Genomic DNA, 26922 nt, shown 5'->3' with positions numbered 1-26922 from the left:
CCGGTGTGAGGGCGGGGGCGTGGGTCAGAGGACGGAGCGGCAGGCGGCCCAGTGGACGGGGCCCATGTTGGGTCCGATGAGGGCGGACAGGCGCGTCGGCTCCGTCACCGTACGCGGTGCGCCGACGAGGCTGAGGCCGTCCGGCGGGTAGAGGTGGTAGTCGGGGACGCGGCTGCCCGGGCCCCAGACGCGGACCGGGACGGGGTTCGCCATCTCGATCCGGTTGCCGAGGAAGTTGTCGATCGACTCCCCGTGGCGTGAGTAGAAGTGCAGCCATGTCCCCTCGGGCACGGTGACGAGGGAGGGGTCGGCCGCCCCGATGCCGCCGTGGCCGCTCAGGACGATCTGCCCGTCGGGACGCCCGTAGTTGACGTCGATGGGGCAGGGCGCCAGGCCCAGCGGGTCGGCGTGCGTCTGGGGGTTCTCGACGTAGGCGACGGGATTGCGTGCCGGTGCGAGGCCGAGCGGGTCGGGGCTGGTGTAGCGGGCGGTGGCGGGGTCGTAGTGGCGGTGCAGGTTGTAGTGCCAGCCGGTCTCGTCGTCGGCGTACTGGCCGGGGAAACGCAGCGGGGTGTCCGTGGTGGCGCCGGGCGCGGTTGTGGTGACGCCCCAGACGGTGGCGCGCGCCTGCCAGGCGATCCGGCCGCTGTCGTCCACGAGTTCGGTGGGCGCGCCGGTCAGGCCGGTGACGATGGCGTGGAAGCGGGCGTCGATCTCGCTGTCGGGCGCGGTGGCGGCGTCGAAGGGCGCGGGGGCGCGGCGCTCGGTCTGGGCGACGGGGCGCAGTTCGTGGTGGTCCCAGGTCAGCGTGGTCGCGGTGGGGTCGGCGGCGCTGGTGGTGGTCTGCTCGATCAGGGTGGAGCCCGACCAGGCGTAGGTGGTCTGTTCGGCGACGGTGCCGTCGGCGGCGAGCCGCTGTTTGGCGGTGCGCCGGTCGAACGGGTCGTAGAGGTAGCGCCAGCGGGTGCCGTCCGGGGTGGTGACCTGGGTGAGGCGGTCCTCGGCGTCCCACTCGTAGCGCCACGTCTCGGGCTTGCGGGAGAGGCGTTTGCGGCGGCGCAGGACCGTGCGGCCCGCCGCGTCGTACTCGTGGTGGACGGCGCCCGCGGTGAGGACGCGCGTGCCGGCGTACTCGCGTGCCCCGGTGGTGGCGGTGTCCTCGTCGGGCCACTGGGCGGCGGTCTGGTTGCCGAGCGGGTCGTAGGCGTACGCCTCGGGGCCGCCGGGTCCGGTGGTGCCGGTGATGCGGTTCAGCGCGTCGAGGGTGAAGTCGGTCCGTCCTGCGGCCGGTTCGGTGACCGAGGCGGGGGTGCGGTCGGCGTGGTGGGTCCAGGTGCGGCTGACCGGTGTCCCGCCGGGCGCGGTGAGGGTCTGGCCGGTGAGGAGGCCGCGTTCGTCCCATGTGTGGTGGAGGGTGAGGCCGGGGCCGAGGGTGCGGGCGGTCTCGCGGCCCGCGTGGTCGCGGTCGAAGCGCAGAAGGCGGGTGCCGGTGCGCAGTTCGGCGGGGCGTCCGGCGGCGTCGTAGCGGGTGGCGCTGTGGTGCCCGGCGGGCGTGGTGCGGCCGACGGGGCGGCCGAGCGGGTCGTACGTGTGGCGGACGGTGCGGTCCCCGACCGTCTCGGCGAGGACGCGGCCGAGCACGTCGCGCTCGATCGTGACGCGGGCGTCGGGCCCGTACGCCTCGACGGGGCGGCCCGCCGCGTCGAGGCGGTAGTCGGTGCGCCGCCCGTCGGCGTCCCTGCCGGTCAGCGCGCCGTTGGCGTCGTAGGTGTAGGCGACGCGCTGGCCGAGGGCGTTGGTGCGGCTGAGCAGGGCGCCGGACGGGTCGTAGGTGTACGTGAGGGTGCGGCCGTCGAAGTCGGACTGGGCGACGAGGCGGCCGAGTGCGTCGTACGTCTGGTGCCACGCCAGGCCGCCGGGGGCGGTGACGCGGCGGACGCGCAGTTCGGTGTCGCGCTCGAAGTCGTGGCGGGTGCCGTCCGGGAGCGTCTGGGAGACGGGCAGGTCGAACGGGCCGTAGGTCCAGCGCGTCGTGCGGCCGCTCTCGTCGGTGTACGCGACGGGGTTGCCCTCGGCGTCGCGGGTCCAGCGGCGTTCGGCGCCGGAGGCGTCGGTGCTGGTGAGGGGGTGGCCCTCGGTGCTCCAGGTCGTCGTGGCCGTGGCGCCGGTGGGGTCGGTGACGGCGACGGCGCGGCCGAAGGCGTCGCGGGTGACCGTGCCGGTGGCGCCGGTGGGGTCGGTGAGGGCGACGGTGAGGCCGGCCGCGTCGTTGCGTATGCGGGTGGTGTGGCCGAGGGGGTCGGTGGTGGAGGTGTGGGCGCCGCGGGCGTCGTGGGTGTAGGTGGTACGGGCACCGGCGGGGTCGGTGACGGTGAGGGGGTTGCCGCGTTCGTCGTACTCCTGGAGCCAGCGGGCGCCGTCCTCGCGCACCACCTCGGTGGGCAGGCCGAGTTCGTCGTCACGGGTGACGGTGACGCGTCCGCCGTCGGGGCGGGTGAGGGTCAGCAGGGCGCCGTGGTCGTCGTAGGTGTGACACGTCGTGTGGCCCAGCGCGTCTGTATAGGTGAGGAGGTGATCGAAGCGGTCCCAGGTGCGGTGGGTGTGGTGGCCTTCGGGGTCGGTCTCGGTGACGAGTTGGTAGGAGTCGTTGAACTGGTAGACGGTGGTGTTGCCGAGGGAGTCGGTGAAGAGGGTGCGGTGGGTCGCGGGGTCGTAGGCGATGCGGCTGGCGAGGGCGCCGCCGGTGCCGTCGGTGGCGACGCAGCGGCCCTGCGCGTCGTAGGTGTACGCGTACCAGGTGCCGTTGCGGTCCTCCCAGCGCGTGAGGCGGCGCTTGTGGTCGTAGGCGAAGGTGAGGGGCAGGCCCGAGGAGTTGGTGACCGAGGTGAGATTGCCCGCGCGGTCGTAGCCGTAGCGCAGGAGGAGGGGGTGCTCGGGGTCGCTGAGGAGGCGCAGTTCGGTGATGCGGCGCTGGTGGGTGGTGATGCCGACGTGGTATCCGGCGTCGTGCACGACGTCGGTGGGCGCGCCCTCGTCGTCGTACTCCACGCGGATGCGGTTGCCGTTGCGGTCGGTGAGGGCGGTGAGCGGCAGTTCGCCACCCCTGCGGCCGGGAACGACCGAGAAGTGCAGGGAACGGCCGGTCTCGCGCTGGTGGACGACGAGCGGGTCCTGGGGGTTGCCCGACCAGCGGAGCGCCCAGCGTGGGCCTTCGACGGGGTAGACGGGCTCGCCCGGCAGCGGGCGGGGGTAGTACAGCGTCATGCCGTCCTCGGTGCACAGCCGCGCGCCGTCCGCGTCGAGGGCGAGCCGCTGGTCGAGCGTGGACGCCCACGAGCGGCCGAACCAGGTGCCCGACCGCACCGACGTGCGGTGATGGCGTTCGAGCACCAGGGGCAGCACACCGGGCAGTTCGACGTCGGTGGCGGACATCACGACGTCGCCGGTGGCCATGTCCACCGGGTCACCCCGGGAGAAGAGGCTGCGTATGCCGCGCCCCATGCCGCGTATGCGCTGGCCGAGGCCACGGGCACCGAGGGCCATGCCGCGCAGACCACCGGAAGCAAGACCGCGCGCACCGCGGGCGAGGCCGCCGAGCGTCGTGAGCCCCTTCATGCCCGGGATGCAGTCCAGCGCCGCGAACGCGACGTCGAGCAGACCTGCTTCGCCTCTGGAGTACTTGACCAGCGTGTCCGCCAGCACGACCAGCGCCGCCGCGAGCACGACCCACGCCAGGGGTCCGCCGATGATCATCACCACGACCCCGAGGACGGCGACGATCACCTTGCACACGTCAACTATCGTGTCCCAGTTCTCGGTGACCCAGTGGACCGCTTTCTGCCACCACTTGCGGTTCTGGATCCCCGCGTCCGAGGCCTCGTCGATGTCACGCGCCGCCTCCCGGGCAGCCTCCTCACGCATCTCCCTGGCCTGCCGCGCCAACTCCCGCGCCGCATCCAGCGAGTCCTGCGCCGTGTCCACCCGGGCCTGTGCGGACTCCCGCGCCTGATCAGCCGCCTGCCGATCCCGCGTCGCCGCACGCACCTCCGCCTCATCCGGCGCAGGCGCACCCGCCCGCTCCCCCTCCCGCTGGAGCCGCTCCGCCTCGTCCCCCGCCCTGCCAACCCAGTCCTGCGCATCCCCCAACGCGCCCTGCGCCGACGTCAGATCAGCCTGCGCCGCGATCGCCCGGTCCAGCGCGCGGTCAGCCTGCCCCTGCGCCGCCTGCAACTTCGGCCAGTACGTCCCCAACGCCTGCGCACACAAGTCGTAGGAATCCCGCAGCTTCTCCAGATTCCCCGGCACACCATCGAACTCGGACCGGAACGCCTCCGCCGACAGGCCCGCCCAGTCCTGCACCGCACGATCCGACGCCAGCCCCCGGACCTTCCCCAGCGCCTCCGCCACATCATCGGAGAACGTCTGCAACTCATCCGCCAGCAGCCGCACCTCCTCCGGATCACCCGGCGTCGGATCAGAATCCATCCCCACCGGAGACCAATCGGAAGGCCGCGCCATCTTTCCCCCAAGGAACGCCCCTGCGCCCCGCCGAGGCGGGGCGCAGGGCTCGCGATCGTACAAGTTTGCTATGACACGCGCGGCCCACCGCCCGCGGTTCCACCCGGGCTGCAATACCGCCGTCACCGGTGCTTCCCGGCGCGGCCGGGCCGCCCCCGTCAGTGGACGGAGAAGCCGCCGTCCACGTACACCGACTGGCCGGTGACGTACGCCGACGCGCGGCTCGCCAGGAAGACGACGGCGCCCGCGAAGTCGTCCGGCACGCCGTTGCGCCCGACCATCGTCCGGGCGGCCAGCGCGGCGACGCGCTCGGGGTCGGACGACAGGCGGGCGTTGAGGGGGGTCATCACGAAGCCGGGTACGAGGGTGTTGCAGGTGACCCCGTACGGCGACCACGCCTCGGCCTGGGAGCGCGCGAGGGATTCGAGCGCGCCCTTGGACACCCCGTACGCCCCGCTCTGCACGAACGCGCGGTGCGCCTGCTGCGAGCTGACGTGGATGATCCGCCCGTGGCCGCGCTCGGCCATGCCGGGGCCGAAACGCTGGGACAGCAGGTGGGGCGCCTCCAGGTTGACGGCCATGGTGGCGTCCCACACGGCGTCGTCCATGTCGCCCATCGGCGGACGCAGGTTGATCCCGGCGGAGTTGACGAGGATGTCGGGTTCGCCGAAGACGGCCGCCGCCTCCTCGGCGGCGGCGCGGACCCCCTCGCGGCTGCCCAGGTCGGCGGCGACGCGGGCGGCGCGGCAGCCCGCGTCGGTCAGGTCCCGCACGGTCGCGTCGAGTCCGGCCGCGCGCCGGGCGACGACCACGACGCTCGCGCCCGCCCGTGCGAGCGCCTCCGCCATCGCCCGCCCGATCCCGGAACTGCCTCCGGTCACGACGGCGACCCGCCCTTCGAGCGAGAACAGTTCCGCCAGATATGCCGTGTTCATGCCGCACATCCTAGGCAGCGGGCCCCACCGGGGCGCGGCGGGCGGCCTCGCGCACGACCAGGTCCGCCGTCTCCCCCGGCGTGAGGGCGGCGGTGTCGAGCCACCAGCCCGCGCCGCCCAGCTCCCGCCGCATCCCGGCATCCAGGGCCCGGTGGTCGTAGGGGACGCGTTCGCGGGGATCGCGCGCCTCGTTCCGCTCGCGGCAGACCTCGGGCCCCGGCGCGAGGACGACAAACAGCACCGGCCGCGGGGCGAGGCGGGCGACGAAGAAGTCGAGCTGCTCCCGGGTCGGCACCACCCAGTCGATCACAGGGGTGAACGCGGCGTCCGCGAAGTTGGCGGCGAGCGCGCAGAGGTTGGCGTTGCACAGGCGGACCTGGCGCGCGGCCTCGTCGGCGGGCTCGCCCAGCGCCCAGACGCGTCCCCTGGTGATCATCCCGTTCAGGTCGTCCCCCGCGAGCCGGGCGGACCGGGGCAGCAGCGACGCGACGAGCCGCGTCACCGTCGTCTTCCCCGCCCCCGGCATGCCGGTGACGATCAGCACACCCTCCACCCGCCGATCCTCCCCGCCCGCCGCCCGCCCCCACAAACGCTTTTGGCGCGGACGGCACGCACCCCCTGCCCGCCCGCGTCACATCGGCCCTTGACCCTCACGTGACGGCAGGGCGCATAGTCGTCGGCGTGGAAGACCACTGGACCGTGGGACGCGTGGCCGGACTGGCAGGCGTGACCGTCCGCACGCTGCACCACTACGACGAGGTCGGGCTCGTCCGCCCGTCGGCGCGGACCGCCGCCGGGTACCGGGCCTACTCGGCGGGCGACGTGGAGCGGCTCAGGGAAGTGCTCGCCTACCGGCGGCTCGGCTTCGGCCTGCGGGAGGTCGCCGAACTGGTCGGCGACCCGTCCGCCGACGCGGTCGCGCACCTGCGCCGCCTGCGCGCCCTGCTGCTGGAACGGCGGGACCGCGCCGCCGCCATGGTGGCCGCCATCGACAGGGAACTCGACGTACGGGCGAAGGGACTCGAAGTGACACCCGAGGAGCAGCTGGAAGTGCTCGGTGCACGGCTGTACGACACGATCGGCGGCGCCTACACCGCGACCCGCCGCACGGACCCGCGGTTCGCCGCGCGGATCGCGGACGCGCTGGGCGACGCGCGGACGGTGCTGAACGTCGGCGCGGGCACCGGCTCGTACGAGCCCGCCGACCGCGACGTGACGGCGGTGGAGCCGTCGGCGGTCATGCGGGCGCAGCGCCCCGCCGGGTCGGCGCCGTGCGTGGCGGCCGCGGCGGAGGACCTGCCGTTCGAGGACGGCGCCTTCGACGCGGCGATGGCCGTCTCCACCGTGCACCACTGGGAGGACCCGATGGCGGGGCTGCGCGAGATGCGGCGCGTGGCCCGCCGCGTGGTGGTGCTCACCTTCGACACCGACGAGCCGGGGTGGCGGGGCCGGTTCTGGCTCACCCGGGACTACCTGCCCGAGTTCGCCGGTGTCCTCGCGGGGTTCCCGTCGCTCGCCGGGATGGCGGACGCGATCGGTGCCCGCGCCGAGCCGGTGCCCGTCCCGTGGGACTGCGCCGACGGCCTGTTCGAGGCGTACTGGCGGCGGCCGCACGCGTACCTGGAGGAGCATGTGCGCCGCGCGGTGTCGGTGTGGACGAGGGTCGGCCCCGAGGCGGAGCGGCGGGCGGTGCGCGGGCTCGGCGACGACCTCCGTTCCGGCCGCTGGGCGGAACGCAACGCCGGGCTCGGGCGGCTCGACGCGGCGGACCTCGGCCTCCGCCTCCTCATCGCCTGAGGGCGCCACGGCCCCGCCCCCTCGGCCAGGGGCGGACTATGCTCCCCGGCATGGAAGGCGCACGGCGGGCGGCCATCGGGCGGCCCAGGGGGTTCGACGCGGACGAGGCGCTTGAACGGGCGCTGCTGGTGTTCTGGGAGCAGGGCTACGAGGGCGCCAGCCTCACCGACCTGACCGCCGCCATGGGCATCACCCGCACGAGCATGTACGCCGCCTTCGGGAACAAGGAGGAACTGTTCCGGAAGGCCCTGGCGCGTTACTCCGAGGGCCCGGCCGCCTACGCCGTGCGCGCGCTCGCCGAACCGACCGCCAGGGAGGTCGCGGCGGCCTTCCTGCGCGGCACCGTCGAGACCGTCAGCGGCGCCGGCCGCCCGGCCGGCTGCCTCGTCGTCCAGGGCTGCCTGGCGGCGGCCCCGGCGGAGCGCGCCGTCCGCGACCTGCTGGCCGGCTGGCGCAACGACGCCTGCGCGCGCCTCGCGGAGAGGTTCGCCAGGGCGCGCGACGACGGCGACCTGCCGACGGCGTCCGACCCGGGACTGCTCGCCCGGTTCGTGATGGCGGTCTCCAGCGGCCTCGCCGTCCAGGCCGCGAGCGGCGCCACACGCGAAGACCTCCACGCGGTGGCCACCACAGCCCTCCACACCTGGCCCCCCACCCCCTGACCCGGTCCGGTGGCGGCGGCCTCCGGCCCGCGTTCACGGCATGTGCGGGGGTTGCTCCCGGCCTGTCGGCGGATATGCGGGTGTGGGTGTCGGTGTCCTGTGGGGTAGGCGGTGCGTGGAAAGGTGCGGTGGCGGGCCCGGTGAGGGCTTGCGCTGTTCTGTGGGACGACGGAGAGGGTGAGCGATGGGTGTGCCCGAGACCATGCGCGCGGTGCGGATCACCAGGCACGGAGGGCCCGAGGTCCTGGAGGCGGCCGAGGTGCCCGTGCCCGTCCCGGGGGCGGGTGAGGTCCTCGTCAGGGTCGGCGCGGTGGCGCTGAACAACACCGACCTGTGGACCCGCGAGGGCGCCTACGGCCGCCCGGACGACCCCGACGCGCTGTCGGGCTGGCGCGGCCCGCTCGACTTCCCGCGCATCCAGGGTGCCGACGTGGCGGGGCGGGTCGTTGCGGCCGGTACGGGGGTGGACGCGGGCCTCGTCGGCCGCCGCGTGGTCGTGGACCCCGCGCTCTACGACGCCGAGGGCCCCGACGCGAACCCGGTCGGCCTGATGGGGAGCGAACGCGACGGCGGCTACGCCGAGTTCGTCACCGCGCGGGCCGACCGCGCGCACGACGTCACGGACTCCCCGCTCACGGACGACCAGCTCGCGTCGCTGCCCACCGCGTACGGCACGGCGCTCGGCATGATCGAACGCGGGCGGCTGCGCGAGGGCGAGACCGTCCTCGTCTCGGGGGCGTCGGGCGGCGTCGGGATCGCGCTGGTGCAGATCGCCCGCGCGCGCGGCGCGACGGTGGTCGCGATCAGCAGCGGCGCGAAGATCGACGCGGTGCGCGACGCGGGCGCGCACGAGGTCGTGGACCGGGCCGGGGACGTCGCCGCCCAGGTGCGCGACGCCGCGCCGCAGGGCATCGACGTCGGGCTCGACGTGGTCGCCGGTGACCTGGTGGGCGACGGGCTGCCGCTCCTGTGCGAGGGCGGCCGGTGGGTCGTCGCCGGGGCGCTCGGCGGGTACGGGGTGGCCTTCGACGTGCGCCGCCTCTACCTGCACAACGCGCAGGTGATCGGGTCCGCGATGCACACGCCCACGCACTTCGCCCTCCTGATGGACATGGCGCGCCGGGCCGCGGTCGAGCCCCTCGTCGCCGAGGTGTTCCCGCTGGAGGAGGCCGCGCGGGCGCAGGAGGAACTCGCCCGCAGGGGACACGTCGGGAAGATCGTGCTGCGTCCCTAGGGGAACCGGTTTGCCGGTGAATCGGCTGGTCGGATAGAAAGCTCGCATGCTCACAGGCACGAAGGTCGGGCTCAGGGCCCGGCACGCGGACGACATCCCGGTCCTGCGGACGGAGCTGTACGACGACGTGGTGGGCGGCTCGCGGGCCGAGGGGCGGCCGTGGCGGCCCATGACGCCCGGCGCGGAGGACTCGCGGCTCGTCGTGGACGACAAGGAGCAGGGGCACGTCCCGTTCTCCGTGGTCGAGCTGGACGGCGGCGAACTCGTCGGCACGGCCACGCTGTGGGGCATCGACACCCATCACCGCAGCGCGCACATCGGCCTCGGCCTGCGCCCGTCGTTCCGCGGCAAGGGCTACGGCAGCGACGTGGTGGCGGTGCTGTGCCACTACGGCTTCGTCGTGCGCGGCCTGCACCGGCTGCAGATCGAGACGCTGGCGGACAACTTCGCGATGCTGCGCGCCGCCGAGCGCAACGGCTTCACGCGCGAGGGCGTGCTGCGGTCCTCGGCGTGGGTGATGGGCGAGTTCCTGGACGAGGTGCTGCTCGGCCTCCTCGCCGCTGAGTGGCGTCCGGGCGCCGAGGGCTGATCCGGCTCCCCGGGGCGCCGGGACGCGGACGGACGGAGCGCGTCGCGCCCGCCCGTGCGGGAGCGGCCTACCGGCGGCCGGTCGTCGCCACGGCGGCGAACGACGGCGCCCCCGCGTCGTAGGCGCCTCCGGCGAGGTCGCCGAGGATTTCGACCGCGCCGAACCCGGCCTCGGCCAGCTCCGCGCCCAGCTCGTCCGGCGTGAAGTAGCGGACCCAGTTGCAGAACGTCCTGTGCCGCCCGGCCTCGAAGATCTCGTACTTGTCCAGCGACACGCGCGCGCTCTCGTAGCGGTAGGTGTTGTGGAAGCCGAAGTAGGGCCGGTCGGACCAGAATCCGTCCATCATGGACGGCGCGTACACCGCCCGCTCGCGCACATCGGCCAGCGCGGCCGCGGAATCGACGTCGAGGACGAACGAGCCGCCGCCGTCGAGATGTTGCCGCACGGTGCGCAGCAACGCCCGCCTCCCGTCCGGGGGCAGCGCGCAGTAGTCCCGCATCACCATGAGGACCAGGTCGTACCGCGCGCCGTCCGGGTCGCGCCAGGTGAGGTAGTCCTGCCGCAGGTAGCGGACGGTCAGCCCCTCCGCGCGGGCGAGCGACCCGGCGTGGCCGAGCGAGCGCGCCGACAGGTCGAGCCCGGTGACGTCGGCCCCGGCGCGGGCCAGCGGCGTGGTGTACAGGCCGGGCCCGCACCCGAGGTCGGCGACGCGCACGCCCGCCCGTACGCCGAAGCGGCCGACGAGCCAGGCGACGACCCGTTCGATGAACTCCGCCCGGTAGGAGGAGAGATCGACGGACGGGTCCAGGTGCGCGGCGAGCATGCGCGCCGAGATGTGCGGGTCGGTCCACAACTCCGGTGTGGTGACGCGGGAGTAGAGGGCGGGGCGGGCGTTGAGGGCGGAGAGTGCGGCGAACACGGTCAGGCCGACCCGCCGTTGCTGTGGAGGAGCTGCCCGTTGACCCACTGGCCCTGCGGCGACAGCAGGAAGTCCACGAGGTGCGCCGTGTCCTCGGGGGTGCCGAGGCGGCCGAGGGGGGTGGCGGCGCGGATCCGCGTGCGGAGGTCGTCGGTCATCCAGCCGGTGTCCACCGGGCCGGGGTTGACGGCGTTCGCCGTGACGCCGAGTTCGGCCAGTTCGTGGGCGGCGGCGAGGGTGATGCGGTCGAGGGCGCCCTTGCTCGCGCCGTACGGCAGGTTGCCCACGGTGTGGTCGCTGGTGAGGGCGACGACGCGGCCGGTGCCGTGCGTGCCCGTGAAGCGGCGGCCGTACTCGCGGATCAGCAGCCAGGACGCCCGCGCGTTGACCGTGAAGTGGCGGTCGAAGCTCTCGACGGTCGTGTCCAGCAGGCCGGAGTCGACCGACTCGCAGTGGGACAGCACCAGGGCCGTGACCATGCCGAGGCGGCTCTCGACCTCGTCGAAGACCCGGGCGGGCGCGGCCGGGTCGGCGAGGTCGGCCTCGACGGCTGCGGTCGTGGCGCCGCGCGCGGCGAGGTCGGCGGCGATGGCGTCGGCCGCGCCCTCCTCGGCGCCCCACTCCATGCGCCGGTCGTAGGGCGTCCAGTAGGTGAAGGCGAGGTCCCAGCCGGACGCGGCGAGGCGGCGCGCGATGCCCGCGCCGATCCCGGCGCTGCGGCCGACCCCGGTGATCAGGGCGAGGGGACGGGGGGCGGCGGGCGCGCGGGTGTCGGTCACGGGAGGGATGATCCGCGACGGGCGGCGTCGCCGCAAACGCCTTAGGGGGCGTGCGCGGTGATGACCTCGCCGTTGTGCGGCAGGCGCCCCCCGAACGTCAGGGGCACGGCGGCGGCGTGCGCGATGTCGCGGCTGTCGACGGCCTGGACGTGGACGTGCGGCTCGGTGCTGTTGCCCGAGTTCCCGCAGCGGCCGATCGTGTCACCGGTGAGGACGCGCTGCCCCGGCAGGACCTCGACCGTGCCGTGCCGGAGGTGGCAGAGGGCGACGACGACGCCGCGGCTCTCGATGAGTACGTGGTTCCCGGCGAGTGCCACCCAGCCTGCCGCGGCCCGTCGGCGCTGCGTCAGCGCGTAGCCGAGGGAGGGCAGGCCGCGGTAGGCCATGTGGTCGGGCTCGGCGTCGTGCGCGGCGACGACGACCCCCTCGGCGGGCGCCAGGACGGGGCGCCCGAAGCCGGGGAACCTCTCGGGCGGTTCAGGCCGGATGAGGGAGCGGGGCGTGAGGGGCGCCGTGCCGCCCGTGTCGCCGACCGGTACGAAGTCGATCGCGTAGGACGTGGCGAACAGGGCCGTGCCGTGGCTCGGCACCCGGTCGGCGGGGCTGTTCCGGACGAGCCAGCGGCCCGCGAACGGGTAGGCGAGGTCCACGCGCGCGGCGGCCGGGTCAGCTCGTCAGCCAGAGCACGAGCAGCGCGACCGCGCCCGCCGCGAGGGGGATCAGCGTCTCCAGGCTCCAGCGGGTCTCGATGTCGCCCTGCGCGCCGGGCTTCTCGCGGTGCCGCTCGGCCAGTTCGCGCAGGACGAGGACGGCCTCGTCGCCCGCCGCCGGGGTCGGCGGGCGGGGCTCACCGTGCTCCTGGTCGGGCGTGCCGAAGCCGCCGAAGCCGCCGAGGCGTCCCGAACGGGGCATGCGGGCGGACTCGGCCTGCTCGCGGCGGCGGTTGGCGCGGTTGCGGGCGCGCAGCGAGACGGGGATGGACCACAGCTGGTACGTGCGCCCCTCCGCGACGACCTCGGACGAGTAGCGCGCCCGCACGGTCTCGACCTTGCCCCACGGCAGCACGACGGTGCGGAACGGGTTGCGCACCCGCAGGCGTTCGTCCGACGCGAAGACCGCCGGGCGGATGGAGAACGCCACGATCAGCGGCACGGCGAACACCAGCACCGACAGCGCCACCAGCGGCGTGCGGCCGTCGCCGCGCAGGATGGCGTCGAAGCCGAGCCACGCGGCGAGGGCGAGCAGCAGGACGCCGCCCACGATGCCGGCTCCCGAGCGGTAGACGCGGTCGGCGTACTTCTGGGGCTCACTCATGCGACCGATTGTGCCGGACGGCCGCGCGGGGGCGGGGTCGCGGGGCGCCCGGTGTCCGGGGCGCCCCGCGACGCGGTGGCGGACCGGTCAGTCCTGGGCCCTGCCCCGGTACTCGACGGGGCCCTCGCCCGGGAACTGGGCGGTGCCCTCGAAGCGGCTGCCGCCGTCGAAGAACGTGACCGTCCCCTTGCCCTGGTCGCCGCTCCACGTGACGGTCGTGCCGGTCGAGGGGCGCCCGTCCTCGGGCACGACCTCGCCGCGGTTGGCGAGGTGGAGCGACAGCGGCCGGTCCGGCTGCCAGCCGCCGCCTCCGGTGTGGATCTCCGTGCTGTAGGTGGCCATCTGCGTGTGGTCCTTCCGTCCGGGCGGGCAGTGCGGGCGGGCGGCTCGGCGCGCGCCCCCCTGTGCCTGCCCAGGCGGCGAGACGTCACCCACACGGACGCGCACCACCGCCCCAAACCACCCGCAGGGGTGCATTCGTGGACAAGGGAACGAATCCACGGGCCGCCTTCCGGCCGTCTTCCGCCGAGGGCGTGACAGGCCACTACGCGCGTAGATATGCTGATCTGGTGACCATGCTTTCCCGGCCCCCCAGCTCAAGCCCCGCCGCCGCCCCCGGCCTCGCGGACGTCACGGCGTCCGACGCCGCGCTGCGCCGCTTCCTGCACGGTCTGCCCGGCGTCGATGCGGTCGGACTCGAAGCCCGCGCCGCCACGCTCGGGACGCGTTCGATCAAGACCAGCTCCAAGGCGTTCGCCATCGATCTCGCCATCCGGATGATCGATCTGACGACGCTGGAGGGCGCCGACACGGCGGGCAAGGTCCGCTCGCTCTGCGCCAAGGGCGCCGCGCCCGACCCCACCGACCGCGGGACGCCCGCCGTCGCCGCGATCTGCGTCTACCCCGACCTGGTCGCCACCGCCGTCGAGGCCCTGCGCGGCACCGGCATCAAGGTCGCGTCCGTCGCCACCGCCTTCCCCGCGGGCCGCGCCGCCCGCGACGTGAAGCTCGCCGACACCCGCGCGGCGGTCGCCGCCGGGGCGGACGAGATCGACATGGTGATCGACCGGGGCGCGTTCCTCTCCGGCCGCTACCTCGCGGTGTACGAGGAGATCGCCGCCGTCCGCGAGGCGTGCGGCGACGCGCACCTGAAGGTGATCCTGGAGAACGGCGAGCTGGCCACGTACGACGCCATCCGCCGCGCCTCCTGGCTCGCGATGCTGGCGGGCGCCGACTTCATCAAGACCTCCACCGGCAAGGTCGGCGTCAACGCCACCCCGCCCAACACCCTGCTCATGCTGGAGGCGGCCCGCGACTTCCGGGCCGCGACCGGCAGGCAGGTCGGCGTGAAGGCGGCGGGCGGCATCAGGACGGCGAAGCAGGCGATCGCCTACCTGGTGCTGGTGAACGAGTCGGCGGGCGAGGACTGGCTCAGCCCCGACTGGTTCAGGATCGGCGCGTCCAGCCTCCTGAACGACCTGCTGATGCAGCGTCAGAAGCTGCGCACCGGCAGCTACTCCGGCCCCGACTATGTGACGGTGGACTGACACCCCATGAGCACTTTCGAGTACGCGCCCGCGCCCGAGTCGCGGGCCGTCGCGGACGTCCGGCCGTCGCACGGCCTGTTCGTCGGCGGCGAGTTCAGGCCCGCGGCGGACGGGAAGGTCTTCAAGACGGTCTCGCCCGCGAGCGAGGAGGTCCTGTCCGAGGTCGCCTGGGCGGGCGAGGCGGACGTGGACGCGGCGGTCGCGGCGGCGCGCGCGGCGTTCCCCGCGTGGTCGGCGCTGCCGGGCGCCGAGCGCGGCAAGTACCTCTTCCGCATCGCGCGGCTGGTCCAGGAGCGGTCGCGCGAGCTGGCGGTGCTGGAGTCGCTGGACAACGGCAAGCCGATCCGCGAGTCGCGCGACGTCGATCTCCCGCTGGTCGCCGCGCACTTCTTCTACTACGCGGGCTGGGCCGACAAGCTGCGGTACGCGGGCTTCGGCGACGCGCCGCGCCCCCTCGGCGTCGCGGCGCAGGTCATCCCGTGGAACTTCCCGCTGCTGATGCTCGCCTGGAAGATCGCCCCGGCCCTCGCGACGGGCAACACCGTCGTCCTCAAGCCGGCCGAGACGACGCCGCTGACCGCCCTGCGCTTCGCGGAGATCTGCGCGCAGGCCGGGCTGCCCGCCGGTGTCGTCAACATCGTGACGGGCGACGGCGCGACGGGCGCGGCGCTGGTCGCGCACGACGGCGTGGACAAGGTCGCGTTCACCGGCTCGACCGGCGTGGGCCGCGCCATCGCCCGCACGGTCGCCGGGACGCGCAAGAAGGTCACGCTCGAACTCGGCGGCAAGGCCGCGAACATCGTCTTCGACGACGCCCCGCTCGACCAGGCCGTCGAGGGGATCGTCGACGGCATCTTCTTCAACCAGGGCCACGTCTGCTGCGCGGGCTCGCGCCTGCTGGTGCAGGAGTCGGTGGCGGAGGAGCTGCTCGACGCGCTCAGGCGGCGCATGGCGACGCTGCGCGTGGGCGACCCGCTGGACAAGAACACCGACATCGGCGCGATCAACTCGGCGGCGCAGCTCGCGAGGATCGAGGAGCTGGCGGCGGCGGGCGAGGCGGAGGGCGCGGAGCGCTGGTCGCCGCCGTGCGAACTGCCGTCCAGCGGCTACTGGTTCGCGCCGACGCTGTTCACCGGCGTGACGCAGGCGCACCGCGTGGCGCGCGAGGAGATCTTCGGCCCGGTGCTGTCCGTCCTCACCTTCCGCACGCCGGACGAGGCGGTCGCCAAGGCCAACAACACGCCGTACGGGCTGTCCGCCGGGATCTGGACGGAGAAGGGCTCGCGCATCCTGTGGATGGCGAACCGGCTGCGGGCGGGCGTCGTCTGGTCCAACACGTTCAACAAGTTCGACCCCACGTCGCCGTTCGGCGGCTACCGGGAGTCCGGTTACGGCCGCGAGGGCGGGCGGCACGGCCTGGAGGCGTATCTCGATGTCTGAGAAGCAGTCCGCGAAGCAGCCGGCGAAGCAGGCCGGGAAGCAGCCCGCGAAGAAGCAGCCGGAGCCGGGGCCCGCGCAGCGTCTCTCCGTGCTGAAGACCTACAAGCTGTCCATCGGGGGCGCGTTCCCCCGCTCCGAGAGCGGACGGGTGTACGAGGTGACGGACGCCGCCGGACGGCAGTGGCTCGCCAACGCCCCGCTGGCGTCGCGCAAGGACGCGCGGAACGCGGTGGTCGCGGCCCGCAAGGCGTTCCCGCGCTGGTCGGGCGCGACCGCGTACAACAGGGGCCAGGTCCTGTACCGCGTCGCGGAGATGCTCCAGGGGCGGCACGGGCAGTTCGCCGCCGAGGTGGCGGACGCGGAGGGTCTTGGCGCGGCGAAGGCGCGGGCCGCCGTGGACGCGGCGATCGACCGCTGGGTCTGGTACGCGGGCTGGACGGACAAGATCGCGCAGGTCGCGGGCGCGGCGAACCCGGTGGCCGGGCCGTACTTCAACCTGTCCACGCCCGAACCGACCGGCGTCGTCGCCGTGTTCGCGCCGCAGGAGTCGTCGCTGCTCGGCCTGGTGTCCGTGCTGGCGCCGGTCCTCGCCACGGGCTGCACGGCCGTTGTGATCACCTCGGAACGCGCCCCGCTGCCCGCCCTGTCGCTGGCGGAGGTCCTGGCGACCTCGGACGTGCCGGGCGGCGTCGTCAACGTACTCTCCGGCCGCGTCGCCGAGTTGGGGCCGCCGCTGGCCGCGCACGGCGACGTGGACGCGCTCGACCTCACCGGCGCGGGGACGGAGGCGGCCGCCCTGGAGGCCGAGGCGGCCGGGACGCTGAAGCGCGTACGGCGCCCGCGCGCCGACGAGGACTGGACGGCGGACCCGGGCACCGGCCGCCTGCTGTGGCCGCTGGAGACGAAGACCGTCTGGCACCCGATGGGGGTCTAACTCCCCACCGGAGGGTGGGCGTTCATCCGTTACGGTGAACGCCCGCCGTTCTCCAGGCCGCCCCGTCCCGCGCCCTCCATAGTCGAGGGGCCGGGCCGCCCAGGGCCCGGGGATAGGCGGTGCGAGATGACCACGGAAGCGACCAGCGCGGCGACCGGCAGGGCCGGACTGGTCTTCACCCTCTTCGACGCGAACGGCAACGGCGTCGTCGAGGCGGACGACTTCGAGCTGATGGGGCAGCGCGTCCTCGCGGTGGCCGAGGGCTCGGACGAGTCGCGCAAGGCGGCGCTGCTCGCCTCCCTCCGGGACTGGTGGACCACCCTCGCCACCGAGCTGGACGCCGACCAGGACGGACGGATCGACCCGGCGGAGTTCAACGCCGTCGTCCTCGCGCCCGAGCGCTTCGGCGCCGCGCTGGACGCGTTCGCCGTCGCCCTGTCGGCGCTCGGCGACCCGGACGGCGACGGGCGGATCGAACGGCCGCTGTTCATCGCCCTGATGCGGGCCATCGGCTTCGAGACGCCGAACATCAACGCGCTCTTCGACGCGTTCGGCCCGGACGACGACGACCGCATCACGGTGGACGTGTGGGCCGAGGGCATCCGCGACTACTACGACCCCGCGAAGGCGGGCATCGCCGGAGACGCCCTGGTCGGCGACCCGGCCGCCTGACCGGACGGCCCCTCCCGCCCCCGGACCCGGAGGGCGGGAGGGATGCCCGGCGGCGAGGCCGGAGGGGAAATGCGGCGATCCGCCGGAAGCTACGCTCTCCGCATGGACGCCTACACACCGTTGAGCGGGCTGAAGAAACTGGGCCCCTGGAACGCCATGCCGATCACCTGCGCCGACGGCCAGATGAATGTACTGGCGCGACGCGTCGAGGAATCGCGGGAGCGGATCGCGCTCGTGGACGGGGACGACCGCATCGTCGCCGTCGTGGTGTGCCTTCCCGAACTGGAGGACCTGGAGGACGACCTCGCCATCGCGCGGAACACCGTCGCCCGTCTCGAAGGCAAGGAGCCCACGCCGCACGAGGAGTTCGTGAAGCAATTGGAGGCCGGGGAATGGGGGGAGTGAAGTGGGAGGCGTCCGCCAAACGCTCGTTCGCCCGGCTCCAGAAGGAGGACCACCGAGCAGCGGAGTCGCTGCTCGACAGCATCAACCTCCTTCTGGACAACCCGCGACCACCGGGCGTTCACCCGTACGGTGACGACCAGTTCCGTATGCGGGCGGGCTTCTACCGGGTGCTCTACCGGATCGTGAGCAGGAAACCGGTGATCGTCGCTGTCGAGCACGTCGGGGTGAGCAACAGGCCTTGAGGCATCGGCCCGCCGGTCCCGGATCGGCCCGGTACCGCCGACCGGTCGGCGTCACGCGACGGTGAGTGGAACCGCGACCGTGCTCCCGCCGCCGCGCGGCATCCGTTCGACGTCTGCGCCAGTCGTGGCTACGCGCCGGGCGGCGGTGGCGCGCACGCGACGTCGGCGACCGCCGGGGCGTCCGGTGCCCCGCCGGGCGCGGCGGCGTCCTCGCCCAGCTCACGCGCCGCGTGGACGCGCAGCAGTCCGTCGATCCCCCGCCGCAGGGTCTCGCCCGCGACGACGGGGTCCCCGAGGTAGCCCGCGCTCATCGCGCCGTCGCGGAGCATGACGAAGTGCCGCCCGGCGTACGCGGACTCCGCGGCCGTGATCGCGGCGAACAGCCCGGTCACCGTCCGCAGGAACCACGCCCGGTGCTCGACGACGGCACGGTGGACGGGGTGCTCCGGATCGGGGTACTCGGCCGCCGCGTTGAGGAAGGCGCAGCCGCGGTAGCCGGGCGAGCGGATCTGCTCGACCAGGGACGCGCCGATGCCCCGCAGGACGGCGTCGGGCGGCGCGTCCGCGGCCGCGAGGGAGTCGATCTGGGCGCGGATCGTCCGGTCGACGCCGCCGATGTAGGCGACGGCGAGGTCCTCCTTGCTGCGGAAGTGGCGGTAGAAGGTGGCGTTGGTGACGTGCGCCTCGGCGACGAGGCGGTCCACGCCCACCGTGTGGATGCCCTCCGCGTAGAAGAGCTGTCCGGCGGTCCGCAGCAGCCGCTCGCGGGCCGCGGAGACTCGCCCGCCGGGGGCCTTGCCGGGCGCGGATGCCGTGTCGTTCATAGCGCCGACTGTAGCAGGTAGAACGGTCTCTCTTGTTTTCGCGTGCGGACTGTGCCACGCTCTCAAAAGGAGAGAGACCGTTCTCTCTCCACTCTCACCTCCACGGGAGAACGCCATGACATCCGCTGCCACGGCCCAGCACGCCGGAGCCACGCCCGCCCTGCGCAGGCTCTACACCGTCCGCTTCGTCTTCGCCGCCGCGTGGGCGGCGCTCCTGCTCGCGTCCGGCTCGGAACTGACCACCGGCGCCCGGCTGCTGCTGTTCCTCTATCCGGCCTTCGACGTGGCCGCGGCCGTCGTGGACGCCAGGTCGGCGCGTACCGGCCGACCCGTCACGGGCCTGTACGTGAACATCGCCGTCAGCTCGCTCGCCGCCGTCGGCGTCGCTGTCGCGGGGGCCTCGGGCGTCGCCGACGTGCTGCGCGTGTGGGGCGCGTGGGCGATCGTCTCCGGTCTCGTCCAGCTCTTCGTGGGCGTCGCGCGACGGCCGATGGGCGGCCAGTGGGCCATGATCGCCAGCGGCGGGATCTCGGCGCTGGCCGGCGCCTCGTTCGTCGGGAGCGCCGCGCAGGACGACCCCTCGCTGACGACCCTCGCCGGTTACGCCCTGCTCGGCGGGATCTTCTTCCTCGTCTCGGCCTTCCGCCTCCCGCGCCCGGCCGACGAACGCTGACGCCCGCCCCATCCGTGCGTGAGCACGCCCCGCCGCGCGAGACCCGGCGGGGCGTGCTCGCGTCAGGCCGGGCGGCGGCCCCAGGCGGCGAAGACGGCGAGTGACAGGTCGTGGAAGTCCGGGCACGCCAGGTCGCGGTAGGCCGCCTCGAAGTCCCCGTCCGCCGCCGTCCCGGCCGCCACCATCGCCGGGCGGGCCTGCTCCAGCGTCAGCCGCCACCACCGCGCCTCCCCGTCCCCGCCCCGGAGCGGCCGCAGCCGCGCGTCGAGCCCGACTCCGGCCAGCCCGGCGCGTTCCAGCGGCACCGGCAGCGAACGGGCCCACGCCGTGTCGCTGCCCACCGACCGCTCCAGGTGGGCGAAGTACGCGCGCATGAGCGTCCGGTACGCCGGGTGCGGCGAGTCGAGGACGGGGAAGGCCGCGGGCTCCTCCACCAGCAGCACCCCGCCCGGTTTCAGCCACCCGGCGAGCCGGGCGACGGCCAGATCGGGGTCGGGCAGGTGCATCACGACGTACCGGGTGTGGACGATGTCGAACGAGGCAGGCGGGAAATCGTCCGCGTACAGGTCGTGCCGCAGCACGCGCACGCCGTCCGCCGCGAGGCCGGTGAGGAACGACGTGTCCAGGTCCGTGACCGTCACCCGCGCGCCCTGCCCGGCCATCCAGCGCGCCACGGAACCGGCCCCGCCGCCCGCCTCCAGCACGTCCTGCCCGCGCCGCAGGCCGAGTGCCGTCAGCCGGGCGCGCGTCGGGCCGTCCAGCAGGGATTCGAGCAGCCGCAGCCGTTCGTGCTCGGTCGGCACGGCGTGGCCGAACATGCCTTCCGCGTACCGTTCGGGCGACCACGCCGCCCGTTCCCGGTCTGTCCGCTCCACAGCCCCTCCTCCGCTCCGGAACGCCACCATGGCAGGCGGGACGGGAGCGGCGCGGGGTTTCGCCGGTTCGGGCTCAGTCCCGGGGGATGGAGTGGTAGCGCAGGTGGAGCGCGCGCACCTCCTCGTCCAGCGGTGCGACCGGGCCCTCCACCACCGCGCCCGGCACCAGGTCGGTGATCGGGAGCGGGCGGATGGGCAGCGGCGGCAGGTCGAGGCCGCCGAGCCACGTGCCGAGCTGGGCCGACGAGCTGGCGTAGACGACACGGCCGAGGCCGACCCAGCCGTGGGCGGTGGCGCACATGGGGCAGTGCTCGGTGGAGGTGTAGACGGTGGCGGCGGCCCGTTCCTCCGGGGTGAGGTGCGTGGCCGACCAGCGGGCGATGGCGAACTCGGGGTGCTGCGTCGCGTCACCGCCGCCGACGTGGTTGTGGTCCTCGAACAGCACGCCCCCGTCCGGTCCCACCAGCACGGCACCGAACGGCTCATCCCCCGCCGCCAGCCCCTCGGCGGCCAGTTCGACAGCACGCCGCAGATGACGCAGGTCGGTCTCGTTCATGTGCGTTCCTTCCCCTTCCGGTACGTCATCGCAGGGCTCACACGACGTCTTGCGCCGACGCGCCGCAGACGGACGGCGGCAACGGGACGACTCCGTGACGCAACTGCCGCCTGTCGATGACGACAGACACGCTAGTTTGCCTCGGAACAAGCACGGGGGTGGGGTATGGCGCGGCCTTCTGATTGGTCTGCCGTGGGAATGGATTCCGATCCGACGCCGGGTGATCCGGAGGAGGTCCGCGACCTCGCGGACGAGTTGCAGACGTTCTCCGACGATGTGGCGGAGGCGCTGGGGAAGGTCCGGGGTCTGGCCTCCGACCGTGCGGTGCAGGACTGGGCCGGGCTGTCGGCGGAGGCGTTCCGTAGCGAGTTCGACGGCGTGCCGGGCAACTTGGAGAAGCTGCGGGACTCCTACGACCTGTGCGCGCAGGCGTTGCAGACGTACTGGCCCAAGTTGCAGACGGCACAGGGGCAGGCGGATCGCGCGCTGGACCGTGCCATCGCCGCGCAGGCCGATCTCACCGCCGCGCAGGGCTCGCTGGGCAGCGCGCAGGACTGGGTGGGCCGCGCCGGGGACGAGGCCGAACGCCTCCAGCGCGAAGGCGAACGGGCCGATGCGCCTGCGCCGGACGAGGCAGAGGTCCGCGCCGCCACCCGCGACCGCCAAGCAGCGAACGACGCCCGCGACGCCGCACAGGCCCGCGTCGACACGGCGCAGGACTCCCTCGACGCCGCCCGGGAGTTGGCCCGCCAGGCCAAGGAGATGCGGGAAGAGGCCGCACGGCAGGCGGCCCGTGACATCGACGAGGCGTCCGACGCCGGTATCCACAACCGCAAGTGGTGGCAGAAGGCCGTCCATTGGGTCACGGAAAACTGGGACACGATAGTCGACATATGCAAGATCGTCGTCGCCGTCCTCGGCGTCGTCGTCATGATCATCGGCGGACCCCTCGCCTGGGTCGTCCTCGCCGCGGCACTCGTCGTCCTCGCCGACACGCTGGTCAAATACGCCAACGGCGAGGCCTCCCTGTGGGATGTCGCGTTCGCCGCTTTGGACTGCATCCCGGGCATGAAAGGCCTCACCACTCTCGGCGGCCTCGCCCGCGGCCTCCGCGGCGGCCTCACCGCCGCCCGCACCGGCCTCCGCGGCCTCGCCCAAGGCGCCCGCGGGCTGGCCCAGGGCCTCCGCCGCGGTGCTCGCCCGGGTGACCGACTCGTCTGCGCCACCGACCCCGTAGACATGGCCACCGGCGAAGTCGTCATGACCGCCACGGATGTCGAACTCCCGGGAGTCCTACCCCTCGTTCTCGCACGACACCACCGTTCGGGCCTCCGGGAAGGCACCTGGTTCGGCCGCTCCTGGGCCTCCACTCTCGACCAGCGGCTCGTGCTCGCACCGGAAGGCGTCCGCCTCGTGACGGACGACGGCATGGTGCTGGACTACCCTCCACCGACGCCGGACGGTCCGGTCCTGCCCGTCGAGGGCCCGCGCTGGCCCCTGGCCTGGGACGGCCACGCGGGCTCGCCCATGTCTGTCCTCCAAAGCGCCACCGGACGCACCCTCCGGTTCGCGCCCGTCCCCGGACGGCACGGCGGCGAACTCCCCCTCGCCTCCGTGACCGACCGCAACGGCAACGTCCTCCGCCTCACCTACGACGACAGCGGCAGCCCCACCGGCATCCGCCACAGCTCCGGCCACCACCTCGGCATCACCACGGCGGACGGCCGCGTCACCCGGGTCAATCTGCTCAGCGCCCCCGACCGTCCGGTCCTCCTGCGCTACGACTACAGCGCGCACGGCGACCTCACCTCGGTCACCAACTCCTCCGGCCTCCCCCTGCTTCTCCACTACGACGACCGTCACCGCATCACGCGCTGGGAGGACCGCAACGGCACCTGGTACGCGTACACCTACGACGCGCAGGGCCGCTGCGTCGCCACCGACGGCACCGGCGGCGCCCTCGCCAGCCGCATCGCCTACGACCCCGCGACCCACCGCACCCTCTTCACCGACTCCCTCGGCCACACCACCGTCTACCAGTTCAACGACTCCTACCAACTCGTCACCGAGACCGACCCCGAAGGCCACCACACCCACCACACCTGGGACCGGTACGACCGCCTCCTCACTCGCACCGACGCGCTCGGCGGCACGACGCACCACGCACGCGACGAGGACGGCCATGTCATCGCGGTCACCGGCCCGGACGGCCGCAGCACCGCGTACGAGGTGGACGACGGCGGCCGCCCCACCCGCGTCACCGAGCCGGACGGCGCCGTCTGGCGGCAGGAGTACGACGAACGCGGCAACCGCACAGCGGTGACCGATCCGTCCGGCGCCGTGACCCGCTTCGGCTACGGCCCACAGGGCGCCCTCACCGAACTCACCGACGCGACCGGCGCCGTGACCCGCTTCGAGACGGACGCCGCCGGACTGCCTCGCGCGGTGACCGACGCGGCGGGGGCCGTCACCCGCTGCACACGCGACGCGTTCGGCCGGATCACCGGGATCACCCGCGGTCAGGGCGGTGAGCACGCCGCGCGCAGCACCTGGGAGTGGACCGTCGAAGGACGCCCGCTACGGCACACCGACGAGAACGGCGCCGTCCGGAGCTGGACCTGGGACCCCGAGGGCAACTGCCTCACCCACACCGACCGCCACGGGGGCGTGACCGCCTACACCTACGGCACGTTCGACTTCGTCGTCGCGCGTACCCTGCCGGACGGCAGCCGCCATGTCTTCGAGCGCGACACCGAGAACAGGCTGCGGCGCCTCGTCAGCCCGTCCGGCCTCACCTGGGAGCTGGAGCGCGACGCGCTCGGCCGCGTCGTCCGAGAGACCGACTTCGACGGCCGCGTCACCCGCTGGGAACACGACGCCGCCGGCCGGATCGTCAGCCGCACCGACGCGCTCGGGCAGACGGTCTACCTGGCGCGCGATCCGTCCGGGCGGGTCGTCGAGAAGACCGTGGGAGCGCACGTGACCCGCTTCCGGCACGACGCCGCCGGGCGGCTCGTCGGTGCCGTCACAGACGACAGCACGCTGAGCCTGGTGCGCGACGCGCTGGGCCGGGTCACCGCCGAGACGTCCGACGGCCGCACCGTCACAAGCACGTACGACGCGCTCGGCCGCCGCACCCGACGCACGACCCCCTCGGCCGTGGACAGTGTCTGGACGTACACACCCACGGGCGCCCCCGCCACTCTGGCGACCTCCGGGCACATCCTGGCCTTCGACTACGACGACCGGGGCCGCGAGACCACCCGGGAGATCACCGGCGGTCCGGTCCCGCTCGTCCTCACCCACGCATGGGACCCCGCGGGCCATCTCACCGGGCAGAGCGTCCTGCGCGGCGGCCGGACCGTGCAGCAGCGCACGTACGACTGGCGGGCGGACGACCACCTCGTCGGCGTCCACGACCATGACACCGGGACGACGCGCTACGAACGGGACGCCCTCGGCCGCCCGCTGTCGGTCACCGCGCCCGGCGCGGCCGAGACCTACGCGTACGACCCGGACGGCAACCAGACCGCCGCCCACACCCGGGACGGCGGCGACACCGCAGGCGAGCGCCGCCACGAGGGCATGCGCCTGCGCGCCGCGGGCCGCACCCGCTACTCGTACGACGAGGCGGGCAGGGTCGTGCTGCGGCGCGTGCGAACGCTCTCGGGCAAGCTGCTCGCCTGGCATTTCACCTGGGACGCGGAGGACCGGCTGACCGGCGTCATCACTCCGGACGGCAGCCGCTGGACCTACGGCCACGACCCGCTGGGGCGACGCGTGAGCAAGCAGCGCGTCGCGCCGGACGGGCGGGAGGGCGAGCGGACGGAGTTCGTGTGGGACGGACCCACCCTCGCCGAGCGGATCACCTCGCCCGGCGGGCGGCCGGGCGAGGCCTCCGTGCGCACGACCACGTGGAACCACCATGCGCACCAGCCGCTGACGCAGCTCGACCGGCGGGAGCGCCGGCAGGAGGAGACCGACCGGCGGTTCCTCGCGATCGTCACCGACCTGGTCGGTACGCCGACACACCTGCTGGACGAGACGGGCGCCACGGCCTGGCGCGCCGACGGGACGGTCTGGGGCTCGGACCGGGGAACGGACGGCGAGGACTTCCCGCTGCGCTTCCCCGGCCAGTACGCCGACGACGAGACGGGCTGGCACCACAACGTCCACCGCCACTACGACCCGGACACCGCCCGGTTCGCCACCCCCGATCCGCTCGGCCTCACGCCGTCCCCCAACCCCTACGGCTACGTGCGCGATCCGCACAGCTGGAGCGACCCGCTCGGTCTCACGCCGTGCCGCGCCGCCGCGCGCGAGCAGGCGCTGCGCGACGCGGGGGTGCCGGACGGCGCGGAGCCGCTGGAGGTTCGCCACACCCCCTCAACCAAGCCGAACGGCAAGCAGATCCTCGACGACGACTACCAGCCGGTGATGTTCTACGAAGAGGTGCACATCAACAACAGGGACGAGCTGATCGTCTACCAGGACCACCACACAGGACATTCGTACGGCGACCCGAACGGGATCGGCGACCAGCCACCGCACGTGCACGTCAGGCCGTACGATGATCCGCGCAACGGGCAGATCCCCGGCGCCGAGGAGCACTACTACTATGACCCGTCACTGGGCTGACGCGGTGGTCAACCGGGAACTGCTGGACGGGTACTACTCCGCCGTCCCGCCGCTGTCGGGTGCCGTGCTGCGTTCGCTGTACCTGGACCGGAACGGGCCGTCCGTCATCCTCAGGATCGACCTGCCGGCCCCGCCCGACCGGGGGGGCTCCGAAGGGGCCGGTGCGGAGGCGGAGTGGTTCGGGTGCCATGTCGCGTTCCTGGACGTGGCGGATGTGCGGATCACGGGCCGGCTCGTGGGCGGCCCTGTGGACGTCACGCTGGACGCGGCGCCGCCGGAGGGACACCGCCGCCTCGCCGTCACGGTCACGCGGCAGGACGAGGCGGGCCAGGGGCGGTTCACAGCGAACGGGTCCCTGCGCGTCGGCCACCTCGCCGCCCACGGCGACGCGCCCGAGACCTACCGCTTCGCCGGACCCGTCGACCGCATCAGGCTGCGCGGCGGACTGCCGGACACCACGGACAGGGCCTTCTATGAACGCGTCTGACAGCACACTCCCCGACAGCCGCGTGACGTCCCTGCTGATCGACGAACGCGAGCGGACCGTCACCGTCTACGCCCTCCACCCCACCGAGCCGACGCCGGAGGGCCACAACGCGTCGGAGGAGATCGCCGTCCACACCTCGGTGGACTCGCTCACCGTGACGGGCTGGAGCCACGAACCGGTGACCGCCTGGGAGAGCACGCCGCTCCCGGACGACGCGGGACGTATCGCCGTCGCCCTGAGCGGGCCCGCGACCTCCGTCACCTTCCACGCGGACGCCGCCGTGCGCCGCACGAGGCGCCCGCTGCGGACCGGCGCGCTCTGACGTCAGTCGAGCGACAGGCCGAGGGCCTTGAGCGAGCCGGGGGGGATGTCCGCGCCGTCGAGGGCGTCGGCGAGGCGGAGTGCCAGGTCCGCGATCAGCACCTCGCGCGGGACGTCGGGGACCGGGGCGCCGATCTCCTGGAAGAACGCGAAGATCCGGTCCCAGGTCCAGAACGCCGGTCCGTCCCCGGGCAGGGGCTCGGGGAAGCGCGGGTCCTTCGCCAGGCGGACCATCTCTTCCTCGTCGAGCCCGCTGCGCTGGGCGGCCGTGTCGAGCGTCACGAGGCGGTGCAGAGTGACGCCGACCGGCCGGAACCCGTCGATCAGCCGGATGCGCTGAAGGGCCTGGGCGACGGCGTCCAGGTAGCTCGGCGCCTCGACATCGCAGATCAACGTCCGCAGCTCTTCCGGGTCGGGCTCCAGGTAGGCGTCGTCACTCGGGAAGGCGATCGTGTAGGAGATCTCCCCGTCCGCGAAGGCGTCGCAGTGATCGAACGCGTCCGACTGCTCCAGGGTGACCGGCCCTTCGAGAAGGATGCCGAAACTCCAGGTCACTCGTGT

Annotated in this window: 26 protein-coding genes; 14 read left to right on the top strand and 12 right to left on the bottom strand. The window is 73.8% G+C overall.

Annotated elements, in window-relative coordinates:
* Positions 1-24: 24 nt before the first annotated feature.
* The 3 genes from ACIBPC_RS28860 to ACIBPC_RS28850 form a co-directional block, all read right to left on the bottom strand.
* Positions 25-4485 carry a putative adhesin gene (locus ACIBPC_RS28860; RefSeq protein WP_398848686.1) on the bottom strand — a complete coding sequence of 1487 codons (4461 nt, stop codon included), beginning with the start codon at positions 4483-4485 and terminating at the stop codon, positions 25-27.
* Positions 4486-4676: 191 nt separating this feature from the next.
* Positions 4677-5453 (bottom strand): SDR family NAD(P)-dependent oxidoreductase, encoded by a 777-nt coding sequence (locus tag ACIBPC_RS28855; RefSeq protein WP_398848684.1) that lies wholly within the window; start codon positions 5451-5453, stop codon positions 4677-4679.
* A 10-nt stretch (positions 5454-5463) separates the two neighbouring features.
* Positions 5464-6006, bottom strand: a complete 543-nt coding sequence (locus ACIBPC_RS28850) for an AAA family ATPase (RefSeq protein WP_362967852.1) — start codon at positions 6004-6006, stop codon at positions 5464-5466.
* 146 nt (positions 6007-6152) lie between these two features.
* Between ACIBPC_RS28850 and ACIBPC_RS28845 the strand changes: the two genes are divergently transcribed.
* The 4 genes from ACIBPC_RS28845 to ACIBPC_RS28830 all read left to right on the top strand — a co-directional run bounded on the left by ACIBPC_RS28845 (position 6153) and on the right by ACIBPC_RS28830 (position 9735).
* Positions 6153-7250 carry a methyltransferase domain-containing protein gene (locus ACIBPC_RS28845; RefSeq protein ID WP_398848739.1) on the top strand — a complete coding sequence of 366 codons (1098 nt, stop codon included), beginning with the start codon at positions 6153-6155 and terminating at the stop codon, positions 7248-7250.
* A 50-nt stretch (positions 7251-7300) separates the two neighbouring features.
* Complete coding sequence (locus tag ACIBPC_RS28840) at positions 7301-7912, top strand: TetR/AcrR family transcriptional regulator (protein ID WP_398848682.1); 612 nt, start codon at positions 7301-7303, stop codon at positions 7910-7912.
* A 184-nt stretch (positions 7913-8096) separates the two neighbouring features.
* A complete protein-coding gene (locus ACIBPC_RS28835) occupies positions 8097-9146 on the top strand; it encodes a zinc-binding dehydrogenase (RefSeq protein ID WP_398848681.1) in 1050 nt (349 codons plus the stop codon).
* A gap of 46 nt (positions 9147-9192) precedes the next feature.
* On the top strand, positions 9193-9735 hold the full coding sequence (locus tag ACIBPC_RS28830) for a GNAT family N-acetyltransferase (RefSeq protein ID WP_398848679.1): 543 nt from the start codon (positions 9193-9195) through the stop codon (positions 9733-9735).
* 67 nt (positions 9736-9802) lie between these two features.
* Here ACIBPC_RS28830 and ACIBPC_RS28825 read toward each other — a convergent pair whose 3' ends face one another.
* The 5 genes from ACIBPC_RS28825 to ACIBPC_RS28805 form a co-directional block, all read right to left on the bottom strand.
* The gene (locus tag ACIBPC_RS28825; RefSeq protein WP_398848677.1) at positions 9803-10654 is read right to left on the bottom strand and encodes an SAM-dependent methyltransferase; all 852 of its coding nucleotides are present in this window, start codon (positions 10652-10654) and stop codon (positions 9803-9805) included.
* Positions 10655-10656: 2 nt separating this feature from the next.
* On the bottom strand, positions 10657-11433 hold the full coding sequence (locus ACIBPC_RS28820) for an SDR family oxidoreductase (RefSeq protein ID WP_398848676.1): 777 nt from the start codon (positions 11431-11433) through the stop codon (positions 10657-10659).
* Between the two features lie 41 nt (positions 11434-11474).
* Positions 11475-12083, bottom strand: coding sequence for a M23 family metallopeptidase (locus ACIBPC_RS28815; RefSeq protein WP_398848674.1), 609 nt, complete (start codon positions 12081-12083; stop codon positions 11475-11477).
* A gap of 16 nt (positions 12084-12099) precedes the next feature.
* Complete coding sequence (locus ACIBPC_RS28810) at positions 12100-12747, bottom strand: PH domain-containing protein (RefSeq protein WP_362967834.1); 648 nt, start codon at positions 12745-12747, stop codon at positions 12100-12102.
* 87 nt (positions 12748-12834) lie between these two features.
* Positions 12835-13089, bottom strand: a complete 255-nt coding sequence (locus ACIBPC_RS28805; RefSeq protein ID WP_362967832.1) for a hypothetical protein — start codon at positions 13087-13089, stop codon at positions 12835-12837.
* 233 nt (positions 13090-13322) lie between these two features.
* Between ACIBPC_RS28805 and deoC the strand changes: the two genes are divergently transcribed.
* From deoC to ACIBPC_RS28775, 6 genes are all read left to right on the top strand, one after another.
* Entirely contained in the window at positions 13323-14294 is a 972-nt protein-coding gene (deoC, locus tag ACIBPC_RS28800; RefSeq protein WP_362967876.1) for a deoxyribose-phosphate aldolase, read from the top strand.
* A gap of 6 nt (positions 14295-14300) precedes the next feature.
* Positions 14301-15734, top strand: coding sequence for an aldehyde dehydrogenase family protein (locus ACIBPC_RS28795; protein WP_362967830.1), 1434 nt, complete (start codon positions 14301-14303; stop codon positions 15732-15734).
* Positions 15727-16668, top strand: a complete 942-nt coding sequence (locus tag ACIBPC_RS28790) for an aldehyde dehydrogenase family protein (RefSeq protein WP_398848673.1) — start codon at positions 15727-15729, stop codon at positions 16666-16668. The genes ACIBPC_RS28795 and ACIBPC_RS28790 overlap by 8 nt, the downstream gene beginning before the upstream one ends.
* Before the next feature lie 126 nt (positions 16669-16794).
* Positions 16795-17340: an EF-hand domain-containing protein gene (locus ACIBPC_RS28785; protein ID WP_398848672.1), complete on the top strand. Its 546-nt coding sequence runs from the start codon at positions 16795-16797 to the stop codon at positions 17338-17340.
* A 102-nt stretch (positions 17341-17442) separates the two neighbouring features.
* A complete protein-coding gene (locus tag ACIBPC_RS28780; protein WP_362967826.1) occupies positions 17443-17745 on the top strand; it encodes a hypothetical protein in 303 nt (100 codons plus the stop codon).
* Positions 17733-17987, top strand: coding sequence for a type II toxin-antitoxin system RelE/ParE family toxin (locus ACIBPC_RS28775; RefSeq protein WP_398848671.1), 255 nt, complete (start codon positions 17733-17735; stop codon positions 17985-17987). The genes ACIBPC_RS28780 and ACIBPC_RS28775 overlap by 13 nt, the downstream gene beginning before the upstream one ends.
* Positions 17988-18115: 128 nt before the next feature.
* Here the strand turns inward: ACIBPC_RS28775 and ACIBPC_RS28770 are convergent, their stop codons facing one another.
* On the bottom strand, positions 18116-18811 hold the full coding sequence (locus ACIBPC_RS28770) for a TetR/AcrR family transcriptional regulator (RefSeq protein WP_398848669.1): 696 nt from the start codon (positions 18809-18811) through the stop codon (positions 18116-18118).
* A 115-nt stretch (positions 18812-18926) separates the two neighbouring features.
* On the opposite strand from ACIBPC_RS28770, the gene ACIBPC_RS28765 reads away from it, so the two are divergent.
* On the top strand, positions 18927-19484 hold the full coding sequence (locus ACIBPC_RS28765; RefSeq protein WP_398848668.1) for a hypothetical protein: 558 nt from the start codon (positions 18927-18929) through the stop codon (positions 19482-19484).
* Between the two features lie 62 nt (positions 19485-19546).
* Here the strand turns inward: ACIBPC_RS28765 and ACIBPC_RS28760 are convergent, their stop codons facing one another.
* Positions 19547-20359: a class I SAM-dependent methyltransferase gene (locus ACIBPC_RS28760; protein WP_398848666.1), complete on the bottom strand. Its 813-nt coding sequence runs from the start codon at positions 20357-20359 to the stop codon at positions 19547-19549.
* A gap of 73 nt (positions 20360-20432) precedes the next feature.
* Positions 20433-20915 carry a nucleoside deaminase gene (locus tag ACIBPC_RS28755; protein WP_398848663.1) on the bottom strand — a complete coding sequence of 161 codons (483 nt, stop codon included), beginning with the start codon at positions 20913-20915 and terminating at the stop codon, positions 20433-20435.
* 198 nt (positions 20916-21113) lie between these two features.
* Between ACIBPC_RS28755 and ACIBPC_RS28750 the strand changes: the two genes are divergently transcribed.
* From ACIBPC_RS28750 to ACIBPC_RS28740, 3 genes are read left to right on the top strand one after another with little or no spacing between them, the layout of a single operon-like run.
* Positions 21114-25553, top strand: a complete 4440-nt coding sequence (locus ACIBPC_RS28750) for a DUF6531 domain-containing protein (protein ID WP_398848661.1) — start codon at positions 21114-21116, stop codon at positions 25551-25553.
* A complete protein-coding gene (locus tag ACIBPC_RS28745; protein ID WP_398848659.1) occupies positions 25534-26040 on the top strand; it encodes a hypothetical protein in 507 nt (168 codons plus the stop codon). The genes ACIBPC_RS28750 and ACIBPC_RS28745 overlap by 20 nt, the downstream gene beginning before the upstream one ends.
* Complete coding sequence (locus tag ACIBPC_RS28740; protein WP_398848657.1) at positions 26027-26362, top strand: hypothetical protein; 336 nt, start codon at positions 26027-26029, stop codon at positions 26360-26362. Before ACIBPC_RS28745 ends, ACIBPC_RS28740 begins: the two co-directional genes overlap by 14 nt.
* Before the next feature lie 2 nt (positions 26363-26364).
* Here the strand turns inward: ACIBPC_RS28740 and ACIBPC_RS28735 are convergent, their stop codons facing one another.
* Positions 26365-26916: a hypothetical protein gene (locus ACIBPC_RS28735; protein WP_398848655.1), complete on the bottom strand. Its 552-nt coding sequence runs from the start codon at positions 26914-26916 to the stop codon at positions 26365-26367.
* Positions 26917-26922: the final 6 nt, after the last annotated feature.

It is taken from the genome of Streptomyces sp. NPDC049879, assembly GCF_044461265.1.
GTDB lineage: Bacteria > Actinomycetota > Actinomycetes > Streptomycetales > Streptomycetaceae > Streptomyces.
The sequence above is the reverse complement of the archived record's forward strand: the minus strand, read 5'-3'. Positions and strand labels throughout refer to the sequence as shown.

Bases quoted from the DNA above. Each gene is read 5' to 3' on its own strand.
- ACIBPC_RS28860 (WP_398848686.1), bottom strand. From the start codon at position 4,485: ATGGATTCTGATCCGACGCCGGGTGATCCGGAGGAGGTGCGGCTGCTG.
- ACIBPC_RS28855 (WP_398848684.1), bottom strand. From the start codon at position 5,453: ATGAACACGGCATATCTGGCGGAACTGTTCTCGCTCGAAGGGCGGGTC.
- ACIBPC_RS28840 (WP_398848682.1), top strand. From the start codon at position 7,301: ATGGAAGGCGCACGGCGGGCGGCCATCGGGCGGCCCAGGGGGTTCGAC.
- ACIBPC_RS28835 (WP_398848681.1), top strand. From the start codon at position 8,097: ATGGGTGTGCCCGAGACCATGCGCGCGGTGCGGATCACCAGGCACGGA.
- ACIBPC_RS28830 (WP_398848679.1), top strand. From the start codon at position 9,193: ATGCTCACAGGCACGAAGGTCGGGCTCAGGGCCCGGCACGCGGACGAC.
- ACIBPC_RS28810 (WP_362967834.1), bottom strand. From the start codon at position 12,747: ATGAGTGAGCCCCAGAAGTACGCCGACCGCGTCTACCGCTCGGGAGCC.
- ACIBPC_RS28805 (WP_362967832.1), bottom strand. From the start codon at position 13,089: ATGGCCACCTACAGCACGGAGATCCACACCGGAGGCGGCGGCTGGCAG.
- deoC (WP_362967876.1), top strand. From the start codon at position 13,323: ATGCTTTCCCGGCCCCCCAGCTCAAGCCCCGCCGCCGCCCCCGGCCTC.
- ACIBPC_RS28795 (WP_362967830.1), top strand. From the start codon at position 14,301: ATGAGCACTTTCGAGTACGCGCCCGCGCCCGAGTCGCGGGCCGTCGCG.
- ACIBPC_RS28790 (WP_398848673.1), top strand. From the start codon at position 15,727: ATGTCTGAGAAGCAGTCCGCGAAGCAGCCGGCGAAGCAGGCCGGGAAG.
- ACIBPC_RS28785 (WP_398848672.1), top strand. From the start codon at position 16,795: ATGACCACGGAAGCGACCAGCGCGGCGACCGGCAGGGCCGGACTGGTC.
- ACIBPC_RS28780 (WP_362967826.1), top strand. From the start codon at position 17,443: ATGGACGCCTACACACCGTTGAGCGGGCTGAAGAAACTGGGCCCCTGG.
- ACIBPC_RS28775 (WP_398848671.1), top strand. From the start codon at position 17,733: ATGGGGGGAGTGAAGTGGGAGGCGTCCGCCAAACGCTCGTTCGCCCGG.
- ACIBPC_RS28770 (WP_398848669.1), bottom strand. From the start codon at position 18,811: ATGAACGACACGGCATCCGCGCCCGGCAAGGCCCCCGGCGGGCGAGTC.
- ACIBPC_RS28765 (WP_398848668.1), top strand. From the start codon at position 18,927: ATGACATCCGCTGCCACGGCCCAGCACGCCGGAGCCACGCCCGCCCTG.
- ACIBPC_RS28755 (WP_398848663.1), bottom strand. From the start codon at position 20,915: ATGAACGAGACCGACCTGCGTCATCTGCGGCGTGCTGTCGAACTGGCC.
- ACIBPC_RS28750 (WP_398848661.1), top strand. From the start codon at position 21,114: ATGGATTCCGATCCGACGCCGGGTGATCCGGAGGAGGTCCGCGACCTC.
- ACIBPC_RS28745 (WP_398848659.1), top strand. From the start codon at position 25,534: ATGACCCGTCACTGGGCTGACGCGGTGGTCAACCGGGAACTGCTGGAC.
- ACIBPC_RS28740 (WP_398848657.1), top strand. From the start codon at position 26,027: ATGAACGCGTCTGACAGCACACTCCCCGACAGCCGCGTGACGTCCCTG.